We start from the raw sequence: 19085 nt of genomic DNA on the forward strand, positions 1-19085 counted from the left end.
CTCTCAGAGACCGCCGCGTCGATGGGGAAAGCGAGCGGCGAATACTCCAGCCTACGCGGTGATGCGCTCGCGAACGAGCGGCCTGATCTCCGGTGCCGAGTCCCCGAGCGCCCATGCGTCTTCCAGCGCTTCCAACGCACGCGGGAAGCGCGCCTCGTCTTGCGCCGAAAGCGTGAACAGCGGCTGGCCGGCAGCGACACGGTCGCCCGGCTTGGCGTGCAGATCGATACCGGCCGCATGCACGACCTGGTCTTCTGCACGGGCTCGTCCGGCTCCCAGGCGCCACGCTGAGATACCGAACGGCAGTGCATCCATCCGCGTCACGATGCCGTCGGTGGGAGCCGTCACGACATGTGTCTCGCGTGCGGTCGGCAACGCCGCATCCGGATCGCCGTCCTGCGCACGGATCATCGCGTTCCAGGTGTCCATGGCGCGTCCGTCATCGAGTGCTGCTTCGACATCCGCATCCGGGAGTCCTGCGAGGGCGAGCATCTCGCGCGCCAGCGCGACCGTGAGCTCACGCACATCGGCCGGTCCGCCACCGGCGAGGATCTCCACCGATTCGCGCACCTCATTCGCGTTGCCGATCGCGAAGCCGAGTGGCACGTTCATGTCGGTCAGCAGCGCGGTGGTGGCAACACCGGAATCGGTGCCGAGCGCGACCATCGTCTGCGCGAGCTCCCGGGCGCGATCGATGTCCTGCATGAAGGCGCCGGATCCGAACTTGACGTCCAGCACCAGTGCATCGGTGCCTTCGGCGATCTTCTTCGACATGATGCTGGACGCGATCAGCGGAATGGCCTCGACGGTACCAGTGACATCACGCAGCGCGTACAGCTTCTTGTCAGCGGGCGCGAGTCCAGACCCGGCAGCGCAGATCACGGCGCCAACATCGCCCTGCATCTGGGCGAACATCTCCTCGTTACTCAGCGCAGCGCGCCAGCCAGGGATCGACTCGAGCTTGTCGAGCGTGCCGCCAGTGTGCCCGAGGCCTCGACCGCTCAGCTGCGGCACCGCGACACCGAACGATGCCACGAGAGGAGCCAGCGGCAACGTGATCTTGTCACCGACGCCGCCCGTGGAGTGCTTGTCGACCGTTTTCTTGCCGAGGGCGGCGAAACTCATCCGCTCTCCCGAGGCGATCATCGCGTCGGTGAGCACCCGGATCTCGTCCCGGTGCATCCCGCGCTGGAAGATCGCCATCGCGAAGGATGCCATCTGCGCATCTGACACGAAGCCGCGCGTGTACGCGTCGACCATCCACCGCAGCGCCGGCTCCGGCACCGCACCCCCATCGCGCTTGGCGCGGATGACGTCGATCGCGTCAAAAGCTTCTACAGTCATCGGGCATTCTCCAAATCGCGGGGGCCGAACGCATCCGGCAGAACTTCATCAATGGTGCGGATGCCACTCACGGTCTCCAGCAGCATCTCCGGCATTGAGTGCTCGAAGAGAAGCTGCCGGCAGCGGCCGCACGGCATGATGGTCTCGCCGTCGCCGTTGACACACACGAACGCGACGAGCTTCCCGCCGCCAGACATGTGCAGATCGCCGACCAGTGCGCACTCGGCGCACAGGGTGACCCCGTAAGAGGCGTTCTCCACGTTGCATCCGGCGACGATCCGGCCGTCCGCCACGAGAGCGGCGGCGCCCACCTTGTATCGCGAGTACGGCGCATACGCCTTGCGCATGGCGTCGCTTGCGACCTGACGCAGCTCGTCCCAGTCGATGTCAGTCATTGTTCCTCTAGCTCTTGATATACGGCTCGCCCGACGCAGCCGGCGGACGAGATCGTCCGACGAGACCTGCGACGGCGAAGATCGTCACGACATACGGCAGCATCAGCATGAACTGGCTCGGCACCGGCGAACCGATGACGCTGAGCACGCCCTGAAGGTTGGTGGCGAAGCCGAACAGCAGCGCCGCAAGCGTCGCGCGGATCGGGTCCCACTTACCGAAGATGACGGCGGCAAGTGCGATGTAACCGGCGCCCGCGGTCATCTCACGACCGAACTGCGGGTTGCTGACCAGTGTGTAGAACGCTCCGCCCATGCCAGCAATGGCGCCGGCGAGCATCATGTTCCAGTACCTCGTGGGAACCACCTTGATGCCCACTGTGTCAGCGGCCTGAGGGTGTTCGCCGACCGCGCGCAGGCGTAGGCCCCAGCGCGTGCGGTACAGCCCGAACCAGACCAGGAACACCGTGACATACATCAGATACACGATGATCGTCTGACGGAACAGCACCGGTCCGAGAACCGGAATTTCACTGAGCACGGGGATGGAGATCACCGGGAAAAGCTCCGGAGAGTTAAGCTCGGCGGCATTCGGGTTCAGCACCTGGCGGTAGAGGAACGTCGTGAGCCCAGCGACGAGCACATTGAGCACGACACCCACGATGACCTGATTGACGTAATAGGTGATCGCGAACACCGCGAGTACGAGCGCGACCAGCGCACCGGCGAACATCGCAGCGATGAGGCCTGCCCATGGGCTACCTGTCGCCGAGCCAACGACCGCGGCCAAGAAGGCACCGGCGAGCAGCTGCGCTTCGATCGCGATATTGACGACACCGACCCGCTCACCGATCACGCCTCCGAGCGCTCCGAAGATCAGGGGCGTGGCGAGCGCCAGGGCGCCGCCCAGCAAACCGATCATGGGAAGTGTTCCGCCCGCCGATGCCCAGGCGAGGAACCCGATCATCAGGATCGCGACGTAGACCACGGTCAGCCAAAGCGGGAGCTTGCGGCGCGCACGCGTCCATACGACAGAGAGCACCGTGGTCGCGGCGAGGAGAGCCACGCACACCCACGCTGTCGCGTTAGCCGGAAGCACGAGCTCTGGGAGCTGGATCGCCGCGTTCGCGGAGCGGACCAGACGGAACGTGCTCACGCCCTCCCGCGGAACGAGCAACGGCAATAGCGCGAACAGAACAGTGAACAGACCGAAGATGATCGGTGTCTTCCACGAGGTGACGGTGACGCGACGCTGCTCGTCACTGACGACCACTTCAGCACTGATGGTCATGCGGACACCTCCTCGGCGATCTGCGCGGCGTTCTTCTTCGGCGTCTTCGGTTTCTTCGGCTTCTTGCGTGTGCCGGGCTGTGGCAGGCCGAAGATCGCACGAACGAGCGGCGGTGCGGCAATGAACAGCACGATCAGCGACTGCACGACGAGCACGATCTCGATCGGCACGTTCTCCGAAGCCTGCATCGCGAATCCGCCGGCCTTGAACGCACCGAACAGGATGCCGGCGGCGAGGATGCCCAGCGGCGTGGATCGACCGAGCAGCGCGACCGTGATGGCGTCGAAGCCGATGCCGGCATCGATGTCACCGCCGAACCCGCTGGTGACGGTGCCGAGCATCTGGCTGACACCGGCAATGCCGATCAGCCCGCCGGCGATCACCATCACCAGGAAGTACATCTTGCCGACGCTGATGCCGGCGACCTTCGCCGCCGCGGGGTTCTCCCCCACCGCCCGGAATCGGAACCCGAGGCTGGAGCGCTCCAGGAGCCACCATGTGAATGCGACGGCGATCAACGCAAGGATGAAACCCGCGTGCAGCTTGTACTGCGAGCCGAGGATGCCGGGCAGCAGCGCCGACTCCGCCATCGCAGCGGTCTTCGGGTTGCTGGAGCCTGGAGCCTGCAGAATGCCGGGGGTGGCGAGCATCCACGCCAACAGGTAGAAGGCGATGTGATTGAGCATGATCGTCACGATCACCTCGTGCGCACCGGTGCGCGCCTTCAGGAGCCCGGCGATGCCGGCCCAGAGAGCACCGGCGATGACTCCCGCGATGATGGCGACGAGCATGTGCAGCGGCCACGGCAGGTTCAGACTCGTACCCACCCAGCCCGCGGCTGCAGCGGCCATGAGCATCTGGCCCTGACCGCCGATGTTGAAAAGACCGGCGCGGAACGCGAGACCGACGCCGAGACCGGCGGCGATCAGCGGCGTTGCGAACTTCAGCGTCTCGGTGAGCGGCTTGATTCCGGCGGCGAACCCGTCGACGCGGAAGTTGTAGACCGCGCCTTGAAAGAGCGCGACGTATGCTCCTGAGACGGCAGCCCACACCGCGGCGAGCATGTCCTGCGGACGTGAGAAGAAGTAGCCGGCGGTGCGCTGCACATCGGGATCCGTGAACGCGATCATGATCGCACCGGCGATCAGTGCCAGGATCACCGACAGCACCGAGATCATGCCGTTGCCGGTGGAGACACGCTGCAACGCGCTGGTCCACCGTGATGGCTCAATGCCGAAGTCTGCCGGTGGGGACTTGATCGGAGCCGGTGTGGGAGCACTCATGCGCCTGCCTCCTCGGACGGTGTGATGGGATCGACGGCAACGGTCGTGTCGGTCTCGACCATGCCCGCCATCATGAGGCCGAGCTGCGCGCGCGAGGTATCACCCGGCACGATGCCGACGACCTTGCCTCGGTACATCACCATGATGCGATCGGCAAGGGCCGCCGCTTCATCGAGTTCAGTGGAGATGACGACGACGGGGATGCCGGAGTCTCGTGTCTCGACGATGCGCGTGTGAATGAATTCGATTGAGCCGACATCGACGCCGCGAGTCGGCTGCGCCGCGACGAACAGCGAGAGGTCGCGGCTGAGCTCGCGCGCCAGCACGACCTTCTGCTGGTTTCCGCCCGACAGTCGCCCCGCTTGCTGCGTCGACCCCTGGGTGCGGATGTCGAACTCGGCGATCTTCTCCTTGGCAAAGGTGTCCAGTGCCTGCAACTGCAGAGTGCCGGCCTTCACGAATGGGGCACCGACCGAGCGGTCCAGCATGAGGTTCTCCGCGATGGAGAATTCCTTGACGAGACCGTCGACGCTGCGGTCCTCTGGGACGAAGCCGACGCCAGCATCGAGGATCTCGCGGACGGAACGTCCGATCAGTTCAGCTCCGTTCAGACGGATGCTGCCCTCGGTCCGCGGCTGCAGGCCGACGATGGCCTCGGTGAGCTCGGTCTGGCCGTTGCCCTGTACACCCGCGATCACGAGCACCTCGCCGGCTCGCACCGAGAATGACACGTCGTCCACGAGCACGGTACCGAACGGATCGGTGACCGTGAGCTCCTTCACGACGAGTGCCTCTTCGCCGAGCTTCGGTGCGTCCTTGTGCACGGTGAGCTCGACGGCACGCCCCACCATGAGTGCGGCGAGTTCCTGGTTACTGGCGGTCGGCGACGCTTCGCCGACGACCTTTCCCAGCCGGATGACCGTGATGCGATCCGCGACTTCGCGGACCTCACGGAGTTTGTGGGTGATGAAGACGATCGACGTTCCGGATTCCTGGAGCGTGCGCATCGTCGCCATGAGCTCGTCGGTCTCTTGAGGGGTGAGCACTGCAGTGGGCTCATCGAAAACGAGCACCTTCGCATCACGCGAGAGCGCCTTGATGATCTCCACTCGCTGCTGTACACCGACGGGCAGGTCTTCGATGATCGCGTCAGGGTCGACATTGAATCCGAAGCGATCGGAGATCTCGCGCACCATCGCTCGCGCAGCCGAGAGGTCCAGTCGTCCGCCGAAGCGTGTCTTCTCGTGCCCCAGCATGACGTTCTCAGCGACGGTGAACACGGGGATCAGCATGAAGTGCTGATGCACCATGCCGATACCGGCGGCCATCGCATCACCCGGTCCTGCGAAGTGCTGTTCGACACCGTCCAGCAGGATCTCACCCTCGTCGGCCTGGTACAGGCCGTAGAGCACGTTCATCAGCGTCGACTTGCCCGCACCGTTCTCGCCAAGGAGACAGTGGATCTCCCCCGGCTCGATCGTGAGATCGATGTGGTCGTTGGCCGTCAGCGCGCCGAACCTCTTTGTAATGCCGCGCAGTTCAAGCTTCATGTGTCAGATCCTAACCAGCAAAGAGCGCTTCGTCCCAAGCTCCTGTGGGCGCCGGGCATCGACAAGGGGAGGCCGGCGGTTGGCCGACCTCCCCTTTTAGTGGGTCGTCCTCGATCAGTCGAGGTACGAGGTGACGGTGATGTCACCGCTGATGATCTGCTCCTGCAGTGCCTCGACAGCCGCCCACAGCTCGGGGTCGACCTTGTCTTCGAAGTTGTGCAGTTCGGCAATGCCGACGCCCTCGTTCTCGAGCGTGCCGATGTAGGCAGTCGCGTCGAACTCGCCGTTCGCGCTGCTCATCGTGGCCTCGTAGGTGGAGAGCTTCATGTCCTTGAGAATCGAGGTCATCACGAAGTCCGCGGTGGTCGGGTCGGTGACGAACAAGTCGGCATCTGCGCCGATCAGTGCGATGTCCCGGCCGGACTCCTTGATGGCCTGCAGACCGGACTGGTAGATCGGACCGCCGACCGGCAGCAGCACGTCGACACCCTGGTCGATGATGTTCTGCGCGACCGTCTTGGCCTCGGGACCAGCCTCGAATCCGCCGGTGAAGGTCCCGGTCGTGCCGTCCCAGCCGACGACCTCGACGGCTGTGCCGTTCTGCTCGTTGTAGTAGTTGACGCCCTGGTAGAAGCCATCCATGAAGATCGTCACGGTCGGGAACTCCATGCCGCCGTAGGTGCCGACCTTGCCTGCTTCGGAGTACCCGGCAGACAGGTAGCCAGCGAGGAATGCGGCCTCAGCCGTGTTGTAGAGCAGCGGCTTGACGTTGTCGGCATCCTTCTCGCCGTCGAAGTCGTTGTCGGCAGCGTCGTCGACGAGAATGTAGTCGATGTCTTCGTTGGCCAGTGCGCTGTCGACGGTCGCAGCCGAAAGCGCGAAGCCGACGGAGATGATTGCGTTGCAACCCTCCGAGACGAGGCTCTCCAGGTTGGGGGCGAAGTCGGTCTCGCTGTTGGATTCAGGGTTCTTGAACCCGACGCCAAGTTCGTCAGCGGCCTGCTTCATGCCTTCGAAGGAAAGCTGGTTGAACGACTTGTCGTCAAAGCCACCCTGGTCAGAGACGATGCAGGGAAGGAAGTCGATAGTCTCGGCACCGCCGGCGGTGCCGCCGCCGGTCTCTTCCGGAGCTGCGCCGCAGCCTGCCAGTGCAACGGCGACGCCGGTCGCCACGAGCGCGGCGAGTGCGCGCTTCTTGGTGCTAATGGTCACGTAAGCCTCCACGACTACTGGCCTGCGCCAATCGCAGGGTCCCAATGCCTAAGTTACCTACTATGACGCCGCTATTGAGAGTGACTGCGTTAATGGTTACAAACTCGAAACAGATCGGATGTGCGTCTGAGAGCACCTCTCAGAGCACGTCTCCTTGACCGGTGAGCTTCAGTGACTCGACGACACCCTTCACCCGCTGCGCATGCTCGGTCGTGGTGACCAGCAGCGCGTCGGGAGTATCGACGACCACGATGTCCTTCACGCCGATGAGACTGATCACTCGTGAGGTCTGGCTGACGAGGATTCCGGTCGCTGCATCCGAGAGCACTCGAGCGTTCGGTCCGAGCACGGCAAGGTCGTTCTTGCGCCCGTTGCTGATGAGTTTGGTGAGGGATGCGAAATCTCCCACGTCGTCCCAATCGAAGTGCCCGGGGATCACCGCAAGGCGCCCCTTCTCGGCAGCAGGCTCGGCCACTGCGTAGTCAATAGCGACCTTCTTGATCTTCGGCCAGACGCGATCGACGACCGGACCGCGTCGCTCGCGATCGTCCCATGCTTCGGCGAGTTCGAGCAGGCCCGCATGCATCTCGGGCTCGTTCGCGGCGAGTTCTTCCAGCAGCACACTTGCCTTGGCGATGAACATGCCGGCGTTCCACAGGAAGGAGCGGTCAGCGAAGTACTGCGTGGCGGTCTCGAGATCGGGCTTTTCCACGAAGCGGACGACCGTGGCCGCTTCCGGGGCCCTGTCGATGATGAGCTCATCGCCCTTTTCGATATAGCCGAAGCCGACGGATGGCTCCGACGGCTGAATGCCGATCGTGCAGATATAACCGGCTCGAGCGACCGCAACGGCCTGCTCGACCGCGAATTCGAAGGTGCGGGTGCCTCGAATCACGTGGTCTGCGGCGAACGAGCCGATGATGACGTCTGGGTTGCGGCGATGCAGAATCGCGGCGGCCAGGCCGATGGCTGCGGCGGAGTCCCGCGGCTCGGACTCGAGGAACACGTTCATATCGGCGATGCCCGGGAGCTCTGCCTCGACGGCGGCGCGGTGCGCACGCCCGGTCACGACCGCGATACGGTCTGGCCCCGTCATCGGCTCGAGCCGATCCCAGGTGTCGCGAAGCAGCGAGTTTCCGGACCCAGTGAGGTCATGCAGGAACTTCGGCGCATCCGCTCGGGAAAGCGGCCACAGCCTGCTCCCGATGCCACCGGCGGGAATCACTGCGTAAAAGTCGTCGAACGGCTCGGTCATACCCCCAGCGTAACCCGCGCGAAGAATCTTGATATCGAGATAGTTAGGCGAGCCTTCCTCGCTCCCAGCGTTTGAACAGGAATAGGATGGGACACGATCGGGCAGCCCTGTGGTCAGTTCGGACTCAGGAGCCGCTGCCGACGTCGCATCGACCAGGGAGGACGACCGTGTCCGCAGGCACTCGCTTGACACCGTCGATTTCGGAAACCACGTCCAAAGCGCCACGCGGCACCCTTTACCGGGGACGCGAAGGCATGTGGTCGTGGGTGCTTCATCGCATCACCGGAGTCGCCATCTTCTTCTTCTTACTGGTGCATGTGCTCGACACAGCACTGGTCCGCGTCTCCCCCGAGGCGTACAACGCAGTGATCGGCGCGTACCAGACCCCGATCATGGCGCTGGGCGAGGTCGTGTTGGTCGCGGCCATCGTCTTCCACGCGATGAACGGCCTGCGCATCATCCTTGTCGACTTCTGGTCCAAGGGTGCGCGTTTCCATAGGCAGCTGTTCTGGGGCGTCATCGCCGTGTGGCTCGTCCTGATGGCCGGCTTCTCCGGCCGTCACCTCATGCTCGCTTTCGCAGGATTCGGAGGGGGCCACTGATGTCCGCTCAGACTGTCGCCGCACCGGCGCGCCGCCGCCGTGGGATCAACCTCGAGAAGTGGGGCTGGGTGTTCATGCGAGCATCCGGCGTCGTCCTGATCGTTCTGATCTTTGGACACCTGTTCGTCAACCTGATGGTCGGCGATGGTATCCATGCCCTCGACTTCGCCTTCATCGCCGGCAAGTTCGCCACGCCGTTCTGGCAGTGGTGGGACGTGTTGATGCTGTGGCTCGCGCTCCTGCATGGTGGCAACGGCATGCGCACGATCGTCAACGACTACGTGACCACGCCCAAGGTTCGCACGGCCCTCGTCTGGGCGATCGGCCTGGCCGCGGCACTGCTGATCGTGCTGGGCACCCTGGTCGTATTCACATTTGACCCCTGCCTCGGTCTCACCGAGGGCAGCACGCTGGTGAAAGAGTGCGCCGCCATGGGCGTGTTCCCGAACTGAGAAGAGAGCTACGAGAAGTGACTACTGAGACGCAGGATTCCGTCGTCCGTGACGGCGTGCACTACCACCAGTTCGACGTCGTCATCGTCGGCGCCGGTGGCGCCGGTATGCGGGCTGCCATCGAAGCAGGCCCCGGGGCGAAGACGGCCGTGATCTCCAAGCTCTATCCGACTCGCTCGCACACCGGTGCGGCGCAGGGCGGCATGGCTGCGGCCCTCGCGAACGTCGAGGAAGACAACTGGGAGTGGCACACCTTCGACACCGTCAAGGGTGGCGATTATCTCGTCGATCAGGATGCGGCCGAGATCCTCGCCAAGGAGGCCATCGACGCGGTCATCGACCTCGAGAACATGGGCCTGCCCTTCAACCGCACGCCAGAGGGCAAGATCGATCAGCGTCGTTTCGGCGGTCACACGTCTGAGCACGGAAAGGCGCCCGTGCGCCGCGCCTGCTACGCGGCAGACCGCACCGGCCACATGATTCTGCAGACGCTGTTCCAGAACTGCGTTCGCCTCGGCATCAACTTCTTCAACGAGTTCTATGTTCTCGACCTGATCACGGTCAAGGCCGAGGACGGCAGCACGCAGGTTGCAGGCGTCGTCGCATACGACCTCTCCACCGGCGAGCTGCATGTCTTCCAGGCGAAGGCCGTGATCTTCGCGACCGGCGGCTTCGGCAAGATCTACAAGACCACCTCCAACGCACACACCCTCACCGGTGACGGCGTCGGCATCATCTGGCGCAAGAACCTCCCGCTCGAGGACATGGAGTTCTTCCAGTTCCATCCGACCGGCCTCGCCGGGCTCGGCATCCTCCTCACCGAGGGCGCCCGCGGTGAGGGCGCGATTCTGCGCAACGCATCCGGTGAGCGCTTCATGGAGCGCTATGCCCCCACCATCAAGGACCTCGCTCCGCGTGACATCGTGGCCAGGTCCATGGTGCAGGAGGTTCTCGACGGCCGCGGTGCCGGTCCGAACAAGGACTACGTGTACCTGGACTGCACCCACCTCGGTGCGGAGGTGCTGGAGACCAAGCTTCCCGACATCACCGAGTTCGCACGCACCTACCTGGGTGTCGACCCTGTTACCGAGCCGGTGCCAGTGATGCCGACCGCGCACTACGCCATGGGCGGTATCCCCACCAACAACAACGCTGAGGTGCTGGCCGATAACGACACCGTCGTTCCTGGCCTGTACGCCGCCGGCGAGTGCGCCTGCGTCTCGGTGCACGGCTCGAACCGGCTGGGCACGAACTCGCTGCTCGATATCAACGTCTTCGGAAAGCGTGCCGGTAACAACGCCGTCGCGTATGCCAAGACTGCAGAGTTCGTCCCTCTCCCCGAGAACCCGGCTGCCTTCGTTTCCGGGCTGCTCGAGAACGTGCGCACCAGCAACGGCACCGAGCGGGTGGCGGTCCTGCGTAAGAAGCTGCAGGACGAGATGGATCTCGGCGCTCAGGTCTTCCGCACCCATGATTCGCTCGAGCACGTGCTCGGCGTCATCAAGGAACTGCGCGAGCGTTACAAGAACGTCTACGTCGATGACAAGGGCAAGCGGTTCAACACCGACCTGCTCGAGGCGATCGAGCTGGGCTTCCTGCTCGACATCGCTGAGGTCGTCGTCTACGCCGCGCAGAACCGCGAAGAGAGCCGTGGCGGTCACATGCGCGACGACTTCCCCCACCGCGACGACGAGAAATACATGAAGCACACGATGGCCTATCTGACCGGCGACCCGCACTCGTCGACACCGGCCGACCACATCAAACTCGATTGGAAGCCCGTCGTCATGACCCGCTACCAGCCGATGGAGAGGAAGTACTGAGCATGTCGAACGCTGTTGCAGAGACACCTGCCGTGGAGTCGGCCGTCCAGTCATTCCTGGTCACGTTCATCGTGCGCCGGTTCGACCCCGAAAAGGATTCCGAGCCGCGCTGGGTCGACTACGACGTCGAGCTCTACGCGACCGACCGGGTACTCGACGCGCTGCACAAGATCAAGTGGGAGGTCGACGGTTCGCTGTCCTTCCGCCGTTCCTGCGCGCACGGCATCTGCGGTTCGGATGCCATGCGCATCAACGGCCGCAACCGCCTGGCCTGCAAGACGCTGATCAAGGATCTCGACATCTCGAAGCCGATCTATGTCGAGGCCATCAAGGGTCTGCCCCTGGAAAAGGACCTCATCGTCGACATGGAGCCGTTCTTCGCCTCCTTCCGCGAGGTGCAGCCGTTCCTTATTTCCGGCTCCGCACCCGAGAAGGGCAAGGAGCGCGTGCAGTCGATTGCTGACCGCGCGATCTTCGACGACACGACCAAGTGCATCCTGTGCGCTGCGTGCACCTCGTCGTGCCCGGTGTTCTGGACCGACGGCCAGTACTTCGGCCCGGCCGCGATTGTCAATGCGCATCGCTTCATCTTCGATTCGCGTGACGACAACGCGGATGTGCGTCTAGACATCCTCAACGACAAGGAAGGCGTCTGGCGCTGCCGCACGACCTTCAACTGCTCGGAGGCCTGCCCGCGAGGCATCGAGGTCACCAAGGCGATCGCCGAGGTCAAGCAGGCTATTCTGCGCGGAGGTCGCTGACCCTTCGACAGAAGCAGATTTCTGTCATCGACACGCCCCCACCCTGGATAGGGTGGGGGCGTGTCTGTTTCTGAGGCCGATGAACCTGAAGCCGGTCGCCTGGGCGTTGCGGTCGAGCGCGCCACCACACTGACCAAACGCACTCTCGGGCTGTTTCCGGTGCGGGTATGGCGTCATTTCCTGCAGAACAACGGTTTCCTGCTCGCAGCGGGAGTCAGCTATCAGGCACTGTTCGCCATCTTCGCGGCGATCTACCTCGCGTTCGCGGTCGCCGGTCTGTGGCTGGGCGGCAGCGCCGAGGCCGTCGACGCCTTGATCGCGATGATCAACAGCTACATCCCCAATCTGATCAGCGACCCGCCATACGGCGTGGTCACTCCGGCGCAGGCCCACGAAATCGCCAAGAACACCACTGGAGTGCTCAGCATCACCGGTCTGATCGCGCTGGTTGCGGTCATCTGGACAGCCATCGGCTGGGTGACATTCTCTCGACGCGCCGTGCGCGACATGTTCGGACTTCCCCCTGACCGGCGCAGTTACGTGCTGCTCAAGGCGCGTGATCTGCTCGCCGCGCTCATCTTCGGGGCGTCGTTGGTCGTGGGGTCAGTGCTCAGCTATGCCAGTGCGGCCACACTGAGCTGGCTCCTCACGCTGCTGGGCTGGGACGCAGGCTCCAGTGCGGTGAACCTGCTCATCCGCATCGGCACCATCCTCATCTCGTTCGTCCTGCTCTCGGGTGCGCTTGCCACGATGGTGCGTTTCCTCACCGGCACCTCGCTGCGCTGGCGCACGATCTGGCCCGGCGCACTCCTCGGCGGCGGCGCCATGACCGTGCTGCAGTTCGGTGTGGGTTTCCTGCTGAGCTACACGCCGACCAATCCGCTCCTTGCCACGTTCGCGATCTTCATCGGTCTGCTGCTCTGGTTCCGGGTCAACGGCGTGGTCATGCTGGTGGCTTCGGCGTGGATCGCCGTCTCCGCACAGGATCGTGATCTGCCTCTGCTGCAACAGAGCGAGGCGGAACGCATCGCGGCCGAATATCACGCTCTGGTGGTGGCCGCACGCATCCGCCTTCGTGATGCTCGCGCGGCGCAGGGCACCGCACCCTGGTATCGCGTCTGGGGAGCGAAAAGAGCAGTGAATGCGGCAACGGCCGAGCTCGCAGATCTCGTCGCCAATCCGCCAGAGACCACGACTGCGGATGCTCCAGCCGCCCATCGGCTGCTCACAGCGCTCACCCGCTCGGAAGGTGATGTCCGACGCTCTCGATAGGCTGGTTACATGCCTCATCTGCGCGTAGCTTCGGTCAATGTCAACGGAATTCGGGCGTCGGCTCGCAACGGAATGAGCACATGGCTCGACACGGCCGATGTCGACATCCTCACTCTGCAAGAGGTACGTGGGCAAGATGAACACCTCGAGGCGGCGCTTCCCGGCTGGCACATCATCCACGATGAGGCCACGGCAAAAGGCCGCGCAGGCGTCGCCATTGCGAGCCGCTTGCCAGCGCTGGCAAGCCGCACGACCTTCGGCGCCGATGACTTCGACTCGAAAGGCCGCTGGATCGAAGGTGACTTCACCTTCGGCGACCGCGTGCTGACCGTTGTCAGTGCGTACGTGCACTCGGGCGAAGCTGACACGCCGAAGCAGGACGAGAAGTGGAAGTTCCTCGACGCCTTTGGGCCCCGGCTGAGCGCGCTCGGGCAGGGCGAGCTCGGGCAGGGCGACGCGCTCGCTGTCGTCACCGGCGACCTTAACGTCGGTCACCGCGAACTCGACATCAAGAACTGGCGGGGCAACCGCAAGAAGGCGGGGTTCCTTCCACGGGAGCGCGCATACTTCGATCGTTTCCTTGGTGAAGCGGGCGCCGAGATCACCGGCGTCGATGGCACCGTTGGCACCGGACTCGGATGGGTTGATGTCGGCCGCCACGTCCACGGTGAGGTCGAAGGGCCGTACACCTGGTGGTCGGCACGCGGCCAGGCGTTCGACAACGACACCGGCTGGCGGATCGACTACCACCTCGCCACCCCGACGCTCGCCGAGCGCGTGCAGGCATACAGCGTCGCCCGCGCAGCTTCCTACGCAGAGCGCTGGAGTGATCACGCGCCGGTGATCGTCGACTACCGGATCTGATCCGAGCGACCGCCGACAGCCGCGTAAGATTGGTCCCGTGACGAAACCTCGCCTTTACTCAGGAATGCAGCCCTCCGCCGACTCTCTCCAGATCGGCAACTACATCGGGGCGCTCCTGCAGTGGCGGGATCTGCAGACGTCGTACGACGCCTATTTCTCGGTCGTCGATCTGCACGCGCTCACCGTCGCGCAGGACCCGAAAGAACTCCGCGAGAAGACGCGCCGAACGGCCGCACAATACATCGCCGCAGGCATCGAGCCTTCGAAGTCAACGCTGTACGTACAGTCACACGTGCGCGCTCACGCCGAGCTGGCATGGATCCTCAGCACGTTCACCGGTTTCGGTGAAGCCGGCAGGATGACCCAGTTCAAGGACAAGTCCGCACGCTACGGCGCGGACGCCACGAGCGTTGGCCTGTTCACCTATCCGGTGCTGATGGCAGCCGACATCCTGCTGTACCAGACCGACATCGTGCCGGTCGGTGACGACCAGAAGCAGCACGTCGAGCTCACTCGCGATATCGCGGAGCGCTTCAATTCGCGCTTCGGTGAGACGTTCGTCGTTCCGCTGCCGGTCATCCAGAAAGACACCGCCCGCATCTACGACCTGCAGAATCCGACGTCGAAGATGTCGAAGTCGGCAGACAGCGAAGCAGGCGTGCTGTGGATGCTGGACGACCCGGCGAAGTCAGCAAAGAAGATCATGCGCGCGGTCACCGATAACGAGGGCAGCGTCCGCTTCGACCGCGAGAACAAGCCTGGCGTCTCGAACCTGCTGACGATCTACGCCGCCCTCAGCGGCCGCCAGGTGGCCTCGATTGAAGACGAGTACGCAGGCCGTGGCTACGGTGATTTCAAGAAGGGTCTTGCCGAGGTCGTCGTCTCAGAATTCGAGCCGGTGCGCGCCCGCGCTCTTGAGCTGCTCGATGACCCTGCAGAGCTCGACCGCATCCTTGCGATCAACGCGGCCAAGGCGGATGCCGTCGCCGATGCGACGCTCGCTGATGTCTATGACAAGGTCGGCCTGCTCCGTCGCGTCTGACAGTTGGATCAGTCAGGCACCATAGGATGAGTGCGTGACTGATCCGCAACTTCCGCCGTCCGCACCTTACGGCTCCGTACCGCCGGTACCGCCAATGCCAGTAGTACCGCCAGTACCGGTAGCGCCCGGTTACCAGACGCCCCCCGCAGCGCCCGGCTACCCGGAGGCACCCGCAGCGCCCGGTTACCACCAGCTGCCAATCGCGCCGGGCTACCAGACGCCTGCTGCACCCGCGCCGCAGATGCCTCCTGGCGCGTACGCCGCTCCTGTGGGCGGCTACGGCGCTCCTGTGGGCGATTACCAGGCACCGGAGGCCACGCAGCCAAAGTCGAGCCTCCTCGGGATCATTGCGCTGGTGCTGTCACTGGTCGCGGCAGTGGTCACGCCGATCGTCGCCGGCATCTCGGGCTATCAGATCGGCTACACACTGCCGTCGGTCATGCAGTACGTCGATGCCGATGCCAGCGACCTCTCGTTCCTTGCCCCGGTGCGCGAGCAGGTGCTGCTGGGCGAGATCGGATTCTGGGTCGGCACGCTCGCCGGTATCGCCGCGATCGTACTCGCCATCATGGCCATCGCGAAGCGGCAGGGTCGAGGAACAGGTATCGCTGCGCTGATCCTGGCCGTCCTTGCACCGATTATTTTCTTCATCGTGCTGTTCGTCACGCTCGCCGCCGGCGCAAGCGCGGGTGCGTTCGCCGCCTTCGGTTCCTGATCGATCCCGCCATCACGCCTCGCGCTCAGCGCGGGGCGTGATGCTTCTGCTGAGCAGCCAGCAGTCCCTCAGCAACGAGTAGTTCAACGGCATCCGCTGCGTCTGAGACGAGAATCCCCAGGGTCTCGCGCTCAATCTTTCCGAACGGCGACAACACCCAATCGGCCGGGTCTTGACGCCCAGGCGGGCGCCCGATGCCCACGCGCACACGCGGAAAGTCTGCCGTGCTGATTGCGCGGGCAACATCTCGCACACCGTTGTGTCCGCCATGCCCTCCGCCGATCTTCAGCTTCACGCTGTCGAACGGGATGTCCAGTTCGTCGTGGACGAGTACCGTGCGCTCCGGAGGCACCGAGTAGAAGCGCGCGAGGGCTGCCACCGGAGTACCGGCGACGTTCATGAAAGAGTTCGGCTTCGCGAGCACGAGCTTGTCTCCCCCTGGCCGCAACCAGGTCTCGATGACGCGCGCACCAGCTTTGTGCTCACGGAAGCTCTCGCTGCGACGTGCCGCAAGCTCATCCACAACGAGTTGGCCGATATTGTGCCGGGTGCTCTCGTAGCGAGGGCCGGGATTACCCAGCCCCACGATCAACCAGGTCTCAGCCATACGTCTGCCGCCTTTCGAACGCCGTCAGGATACGACAGAGGGGACGCGATGTGCTCGCGTCCCCTCTGTGCACGAAGTGCGGGTGAATTACTCCGCAGCAGCCTCAGCAGCAGGTGCTGCAGCAGCAGCCTCAGCGGCGTCGTCCGCGGACGTCTCAGCTGCGGGGACGTAGACCGCGACGAGCAGCAGCTCCGGGTCATCCAGCAGAGTCGCACCCTTGGGCAGCACGACCTGACTTGCAGTGATGTGCGCACCCTCTTCAAGGCCTTCGACCGAGACCTCGAGGTTCTGAGGGATGTGGGTCGCCTCGACCTCGAGCTTGATCGTGGTGACCTCGAGGGTCACGCTCGTGCCAGCGAAAGACTCACCGCTGGTGAAGATCGGAACCTCAACCTGAACCTTCTCGCCCTTCTTCACGACGAGGAGGTCGATGTGCTCGATGATCTGGCGCACCGGGTCACGCTGCACATCCTTGACGAGTGCGAGCTGCTCCTTGCCATCGATGTCGAGCTCAAGCAGCGCGTTCGCGCGACGAATGATGAGCGAGACCTGGTGGCCGGGCAGTGCAACGTGCACGGGATCGGTGCCGTGACCGTAGATGACGGCGGGGATCTTGCCGGCAGCGCGCAGGCGGCGGGCGAAGCCCTTGCCGAACTGCTCACGAACCTCGGCGTGGACCTTGGTGTCCTTAGACATGAATTCTCCTTCGGGGCACGCGACGAACTACTCGTCACGTGGTGGTCTAATTGTCAGATTCTCGACCGCAGACGCACGAAGAAGCCACGAGGCTTGGTTCGCCGCGTCGATCACGGATGCCACGCACGCGAAGCATCCCTCGCCGAGGAACTCCTCTATCGTACCGGATGACCGGGTAGGCTGAAACTCAGGTCTTTTCCCCACGCAGAACTTGGAGTCCGGCATGCTCGACGGCGCTTTCCTTTCACACGCCCTCCTCTGGCTCATCGGCGTCATGGCGCTGGGTGCCACCGTCTTGACGTTCGGCGCACTGTTCTCGATGGGGCGCACCAGCTACCGCAAGGACTGACCGCCACAGCGGCGCCACGCCTGCGTGTCACGCCAACAAATGGCATCTCGTGACACACGCGCGCTCGGACGTCGTCCACAGGGATAATCTGAGAGCATCCCTAACTTCACGACCGAGGAGCAGTCTGTGCCCGAAGCATCAGCGAACATCGGAGTCGTCGGACTCGCCGTCATGGGTTCGAATCTCGCCCGCAACCTCGCCAGCCGCGAGGGCAACACTGTGGCGATCTTCAACCGCAGCTACGAGAAGACGCAGACCGTTCTCGATGAACACCCGGAAGCCGGCTTCGTTCCGGCATCCACCTACCAGGAGTTCGCCGACTCTCTGCAGAAGCCGCGCACCGCGATCATCATGGTCAAGGCCGGCGGACCCACCGATGCGGTCATCAACTCGCTCGCCTCGGTCTTCGAGCCTGGCGATATCATCGTCGACGGCGGAAACGCGTTCTTCCCCGACACCATCCGCCGGGAGAAGGCCGTCCGCGAGACGGGCATCAACTTCGTCGGCGCCGGCATCTCCGGCGGTGAAGAGGGCGCACTGCTCGGCCCGAGCATCATGCCGGGCGGATCTGATGAGTCGTGGACCACGCTCGGCCCGATCCTGAAGTCGATCGCGGCAGTCGCCGAGGGCGAGCCGTGCGTCACGCACGTCGGCCACGACGGCGCCGGGCACTTCGTGAAGATGGTGCACAACGGCATCGAGTACGCCGACATGCAGCTCATCGCTGAGGCCTACGACCTCATCCGCCGCGGCACCGGAAAGACGCCGGCGGAGATCGCCGACATCTTCGCCGAGTGGAACAAGGGCGAGCTGGAGTCGTACCTGATCGAGATCACCGCCGAGGTGCTCCGTCAGGTGGATGCATCCACAGGCAAGCCACTCGTCGATGTGATTGTCGACCAGGCAGGCGCCAAGGGAACCGGCGCGTGGACAGTGCAGACCGCACTCTCCCTCGGCGTTCCCGTCTCCGGCATCGCCGAGGCGACGTTTGCTCGTTCGCTGTCCTCACACCCCGAGCAGCGCGCGGTTGCCGCAGCTCTGCCCGGCCCGGAGGACGAGTTCGAGGTCGAGGACACCGAGTCATTCATCGAGGACGTGCGCCTGGCGCTGTTCGCCTCGAAGATCATCGCCTACTCGCAGGGCTTCGATGAGATCCGCGCGGGCGCGGTCGAATACGACTGGACGATCGACCTCGGCGCGATCAGCAAGATCTGGCGCGCCGGCTGCATCATCCGCGCCCAGTTCCTCAACCGCATCGCTGACGCATACGCCGAGACTCCGGATCTTCCGGTGCTCGCGGCTGCGCCGTACTTCGCCGACGCACTGACTCGCGGCCAGGCCTCATGGCGTCGTGTTGTCATCGCCGCGACCGAGGCGGGCATCCCGTCGCCGGCATTCTCGTCATCACTGGCGTACTACGACGGCATCCGCGCCGACCGACTCCCCGCAGCCCTCATCCAGGGACAGCGTGACTTCTTCGGCGCGCACACCTACAAGCGCATCGACAAGCCGGGCACGTTCCACACGCTGTGGTCTGGCGACCGCACCGAGATCGAGGCGGAAGACACGCACTGA

19 protein-coding genes are annotated in these 19085 nt (G+C 64.2%); 10 read left to right on the plus strand and 9 right to left on the minus strand.

Annotated elements, in window-relative coordinates; genetic code table 11:
• Positions 1-51 precede the first annotated feature (51 nt).
• The 7 genes from ACSU04_RS15390 to ACSU04_RS15420 form a co-directional block, all read right to left on the minus strand.
• The gene (locus tag ACSU04_RS15390) at positions 52-1344 is read right to left on the minus strand and encodes a thymidine phosphorylase (RefSeq protein WP_439290192.1); all 1293 of its coding nucleotides are present in this window, start codon (positions 1342-1344) and stop codon (positions 52-54) included.
• Positions 1341-1739 carry a cytidine deaminase gene (locus ACSU04_RS15395; protein WP_439280556.1) on the minus strand — a complete coding sequence of 133 codons (399 nt, stop codon included), beginning with the start codon at positions 1737-1739 and terminating at the stop codon, positions 1341-1343. Before ACSU04_RS15395 ends, ACSU04_RS15390 begins: the two co-directional genes overlap by 4 nt.
• Positions 1740-1746: 7 nt before the next feature.
• On the minus strand, positions 1747-3027 hold the full coding sequence (locus tag ACSU04_RS15400; RefSeq protein WP_439290193.1) for an ABC transporter permease: 1281 nt from the start codon (positions 3025-3027) through the stop codon (positions 1747-1749).
• Positions 3024-4310, minus strand: a complete 1287-nt coding sequence (locus ACSU04_RS15405) for an ABC transporter permease (protein WP_439290194.1) — start codon at positions 4308-4310, stop codon at positions 3024-3026. The genes ACSU04_RS15400 and ACSU04_RS15405 overlap by 4 nt, the downstream gene beginning before the upstream one ends.
• Positions 4307-5860 carry an ABC transporter ATP-binding protein gene (locus tag ACSU04_RS15410; RefSeq protein WP_439290195.1) on the minus strand — a complete coding sequence of 518 codons (1554 nt, stop codon included), beginning with the start codon at positions 5858-5860 and terminating at the stop codon, positions 4307-4309. The genes ACSU04_RS15405 and ACSU04_RS15410 overlap by 4 nt, the downstream gene beginning before the upstream one ends.
• Positions 5861-5974: 114 nt before the next feature.
• Positions 5975-7072 carry a BMP family lipoprotein gene (locus ACSU04_RS15415; RefSeq protein WP_439280560.1) on the minus strand — a complete coding sequence of 366 codons (1098 nt, stop codon included), beginning with the start codon at positions 7070-7072 and terminating at the stop codon, positions 5975-5977.
• Positions 7073-7211: 139 nt separating this feature from the next.
• Positions 7212-8327, minus strand: a complete 1116-nt coding sequence (locus ACSU04_RS15420; RefSeq protein WP_439290196.1) for a mannose-1-phosphate guanylyltransferase — start codon at positions 8325-8327, stop codon at positions 7212-7214.
• Between the two features lie 167 nt (positions 8328-8494).
• On the opposite strand from ACSU04_RS15420, the gene sdhC reads away from it, so the two are divergent.
• Genes sdhC through ACSU04_RS15460 form a run of 8 tightly spaced genes read left to right on the plus strand, consistent with a single transcriptional unit; the run spans position 8495 to position 15858 of the window.
• The gene (gene sdhC / locus ACSU04_RS15425; RefSeq protein WP_439280562.1) at positions 8495-8929 is read left to right on the plus strand and encodes a succinate dehydrogenase, cytochrome b556 subunit; all 435 of its coding nucleotides are present in this window, start codon (positions 8495-8497) and stop codon (positions 8927-8929) included.
• The gene (locus ACSU04_RS15430) at positions 8929-9381 is read left to right on the plus strand and encodes a succinate dehydrogenase hydrophobic membrane anchor subunit (protein ID WP_439280563.1); all 453 of its coding nucleotides are present in this window, start codon (positions 8929-8931) and stop codon (positions 9379-9381) included. The genes sdhC and ACSU04_RS15430 overlap by 1 nt, the downstream gene beginning before the upstream one ends.
• 17 nt (positions 9382-9398) lie before the next feature.
• Positions 9399-11204, plus strand: coding sequence for a succinate dehydrogenase flavoprotein subunit (sdhA, locus tag ACSU04_RS15435; protein WP_439280564.1), 1806 nt, complete (start codon positions 9399-9401; stop codon positions 11202-11204).
• Between the two features lie 2 nt (positions 11205-11206).
• Positions 11207-11965 (plus strand): succinate dehydrogenase iron-sulfur subunit, encoded by a 759-nt coding sequence (locus tag ACSU04_RS15440; RefSeq protein WP_439280565.1) that lies wholly within the window; start codon positions 11207-11209, stop codon positions 11963-11965.
• 60 nt (positions 11966-12025) lie between these two features.
• Positions 12026-13237 (plus strand): YihY/virulence factor BrkB family protein, encoded by a 1212-nt coding sequence (locus tag ACSU04_RS15445; protein WP_439280566.1) that lies wholly within the window; start codon positions 12026-12028, stop codon positions 13235-13237.
• Between the two features lie 9 nt (positions 13238-13246).
• Positions 13247-14101: an exodeoxyribonuclease III gene (locus ACSU04_RS15450; RefSeq protein ID WP_439290197.1), complete on the plus strand. Its 855-nt coding sequence runs from the start codon at positions 13247-13249 to the stop codon at positions 14099-14101.
• Between the two features lie 37 nt (positions 14102-14138).
• On the plus strand, positions 14139-15143 hold the full coding sequence (gene trpS / locus ACSU04_RS15455) for a tryptophan--tRNA ligase (RefSeq protein WP_439280568.1): 1005 nt from the start codon (positions 14139-14141) through the stop codon (positions 15141-15143).
• Between the two features lie 34 nt (positions 15144-15177).
• Positions 15178-15858 carry a hypothetical protein gene (locus ACSU04_RS15460; RefSeq protein WP_439280569.1) on the plus strand — a complete coding sequence of 227 codons (681 nt, stop codon included), beginning with the start codon at positions 15178-15180 and terminating at the stop codon, positions 15856-15858.
• Positions 15859-15883: 25 nt separating this feature from the next.
• Here the strand turns inward: ACSU04_RS15460 and pth are convergent, their stop codons facing one another.
• Both pth and ACSU04_RS15470 read right to left on the minus strand, forming a co-directional pair.
• Entirely contained in the window at positions 15884-16465 is a 582-nt protein-coding gene (gene pth / locus ACSU04_RS15465; RefSeq protein WP_439280570.1) for an aminoacyl-tRNA hydrolase, read from the minus strand.
• 87 nt (positions 16466-16552) lie between these two features.
• Positions 16553-17161 carry a 50S ribosomal protein L25/general stress protein Ctc gene (locus ACSU04_RS15470; RefSeq protein ID WP_439280571.1) on the minus strand — a complete coding sequence of 203 codons (609 nt, stop codon included), beginning with the start codon at positions 17159-17161 and terminating at the stop codon, positions 16553-16555.
• A gap of 223 nt (positions 17162-17384) precedes the next feature.
• Between ACSU04_RS15470 and ACSU04_RS15475 the strand changes: the two genes are divergently transcribed.
• Both ACSU04_RS15475 and gndA read left to right on the plus strand, forming a co-directional pair.
• Positions 17385-17510 (plus strand): hypothetical protein, encoded by a 126-nt coding sequence (locus ACSU04_RS15475; protein WP_439280572.1) that lies wholly within the window; start codon positions 17385-17387, stop codon positions 17508-17510.
• Positions 17511-17636: 126 nt separating this feature from the next.
• Complete coding sequence (gene gndA, locus ACSU04_RS15480; RefSeq protein WP_439280573.1) at positions 17637-19085, plus strand: NADP-dependent phosphogluconate dehydrogenase; 1449 nt, start codon at positions 17637-17639, stop codon at positions 19083-19085.

The organism is Microbacterium sp. A84, assembly GCF_051842815.1.
Classification (GTDB): Bacteria; Actinomycetota; Actinomycetes; order Actinomycetales; family Microbacteriaceae; genus Microbacterium.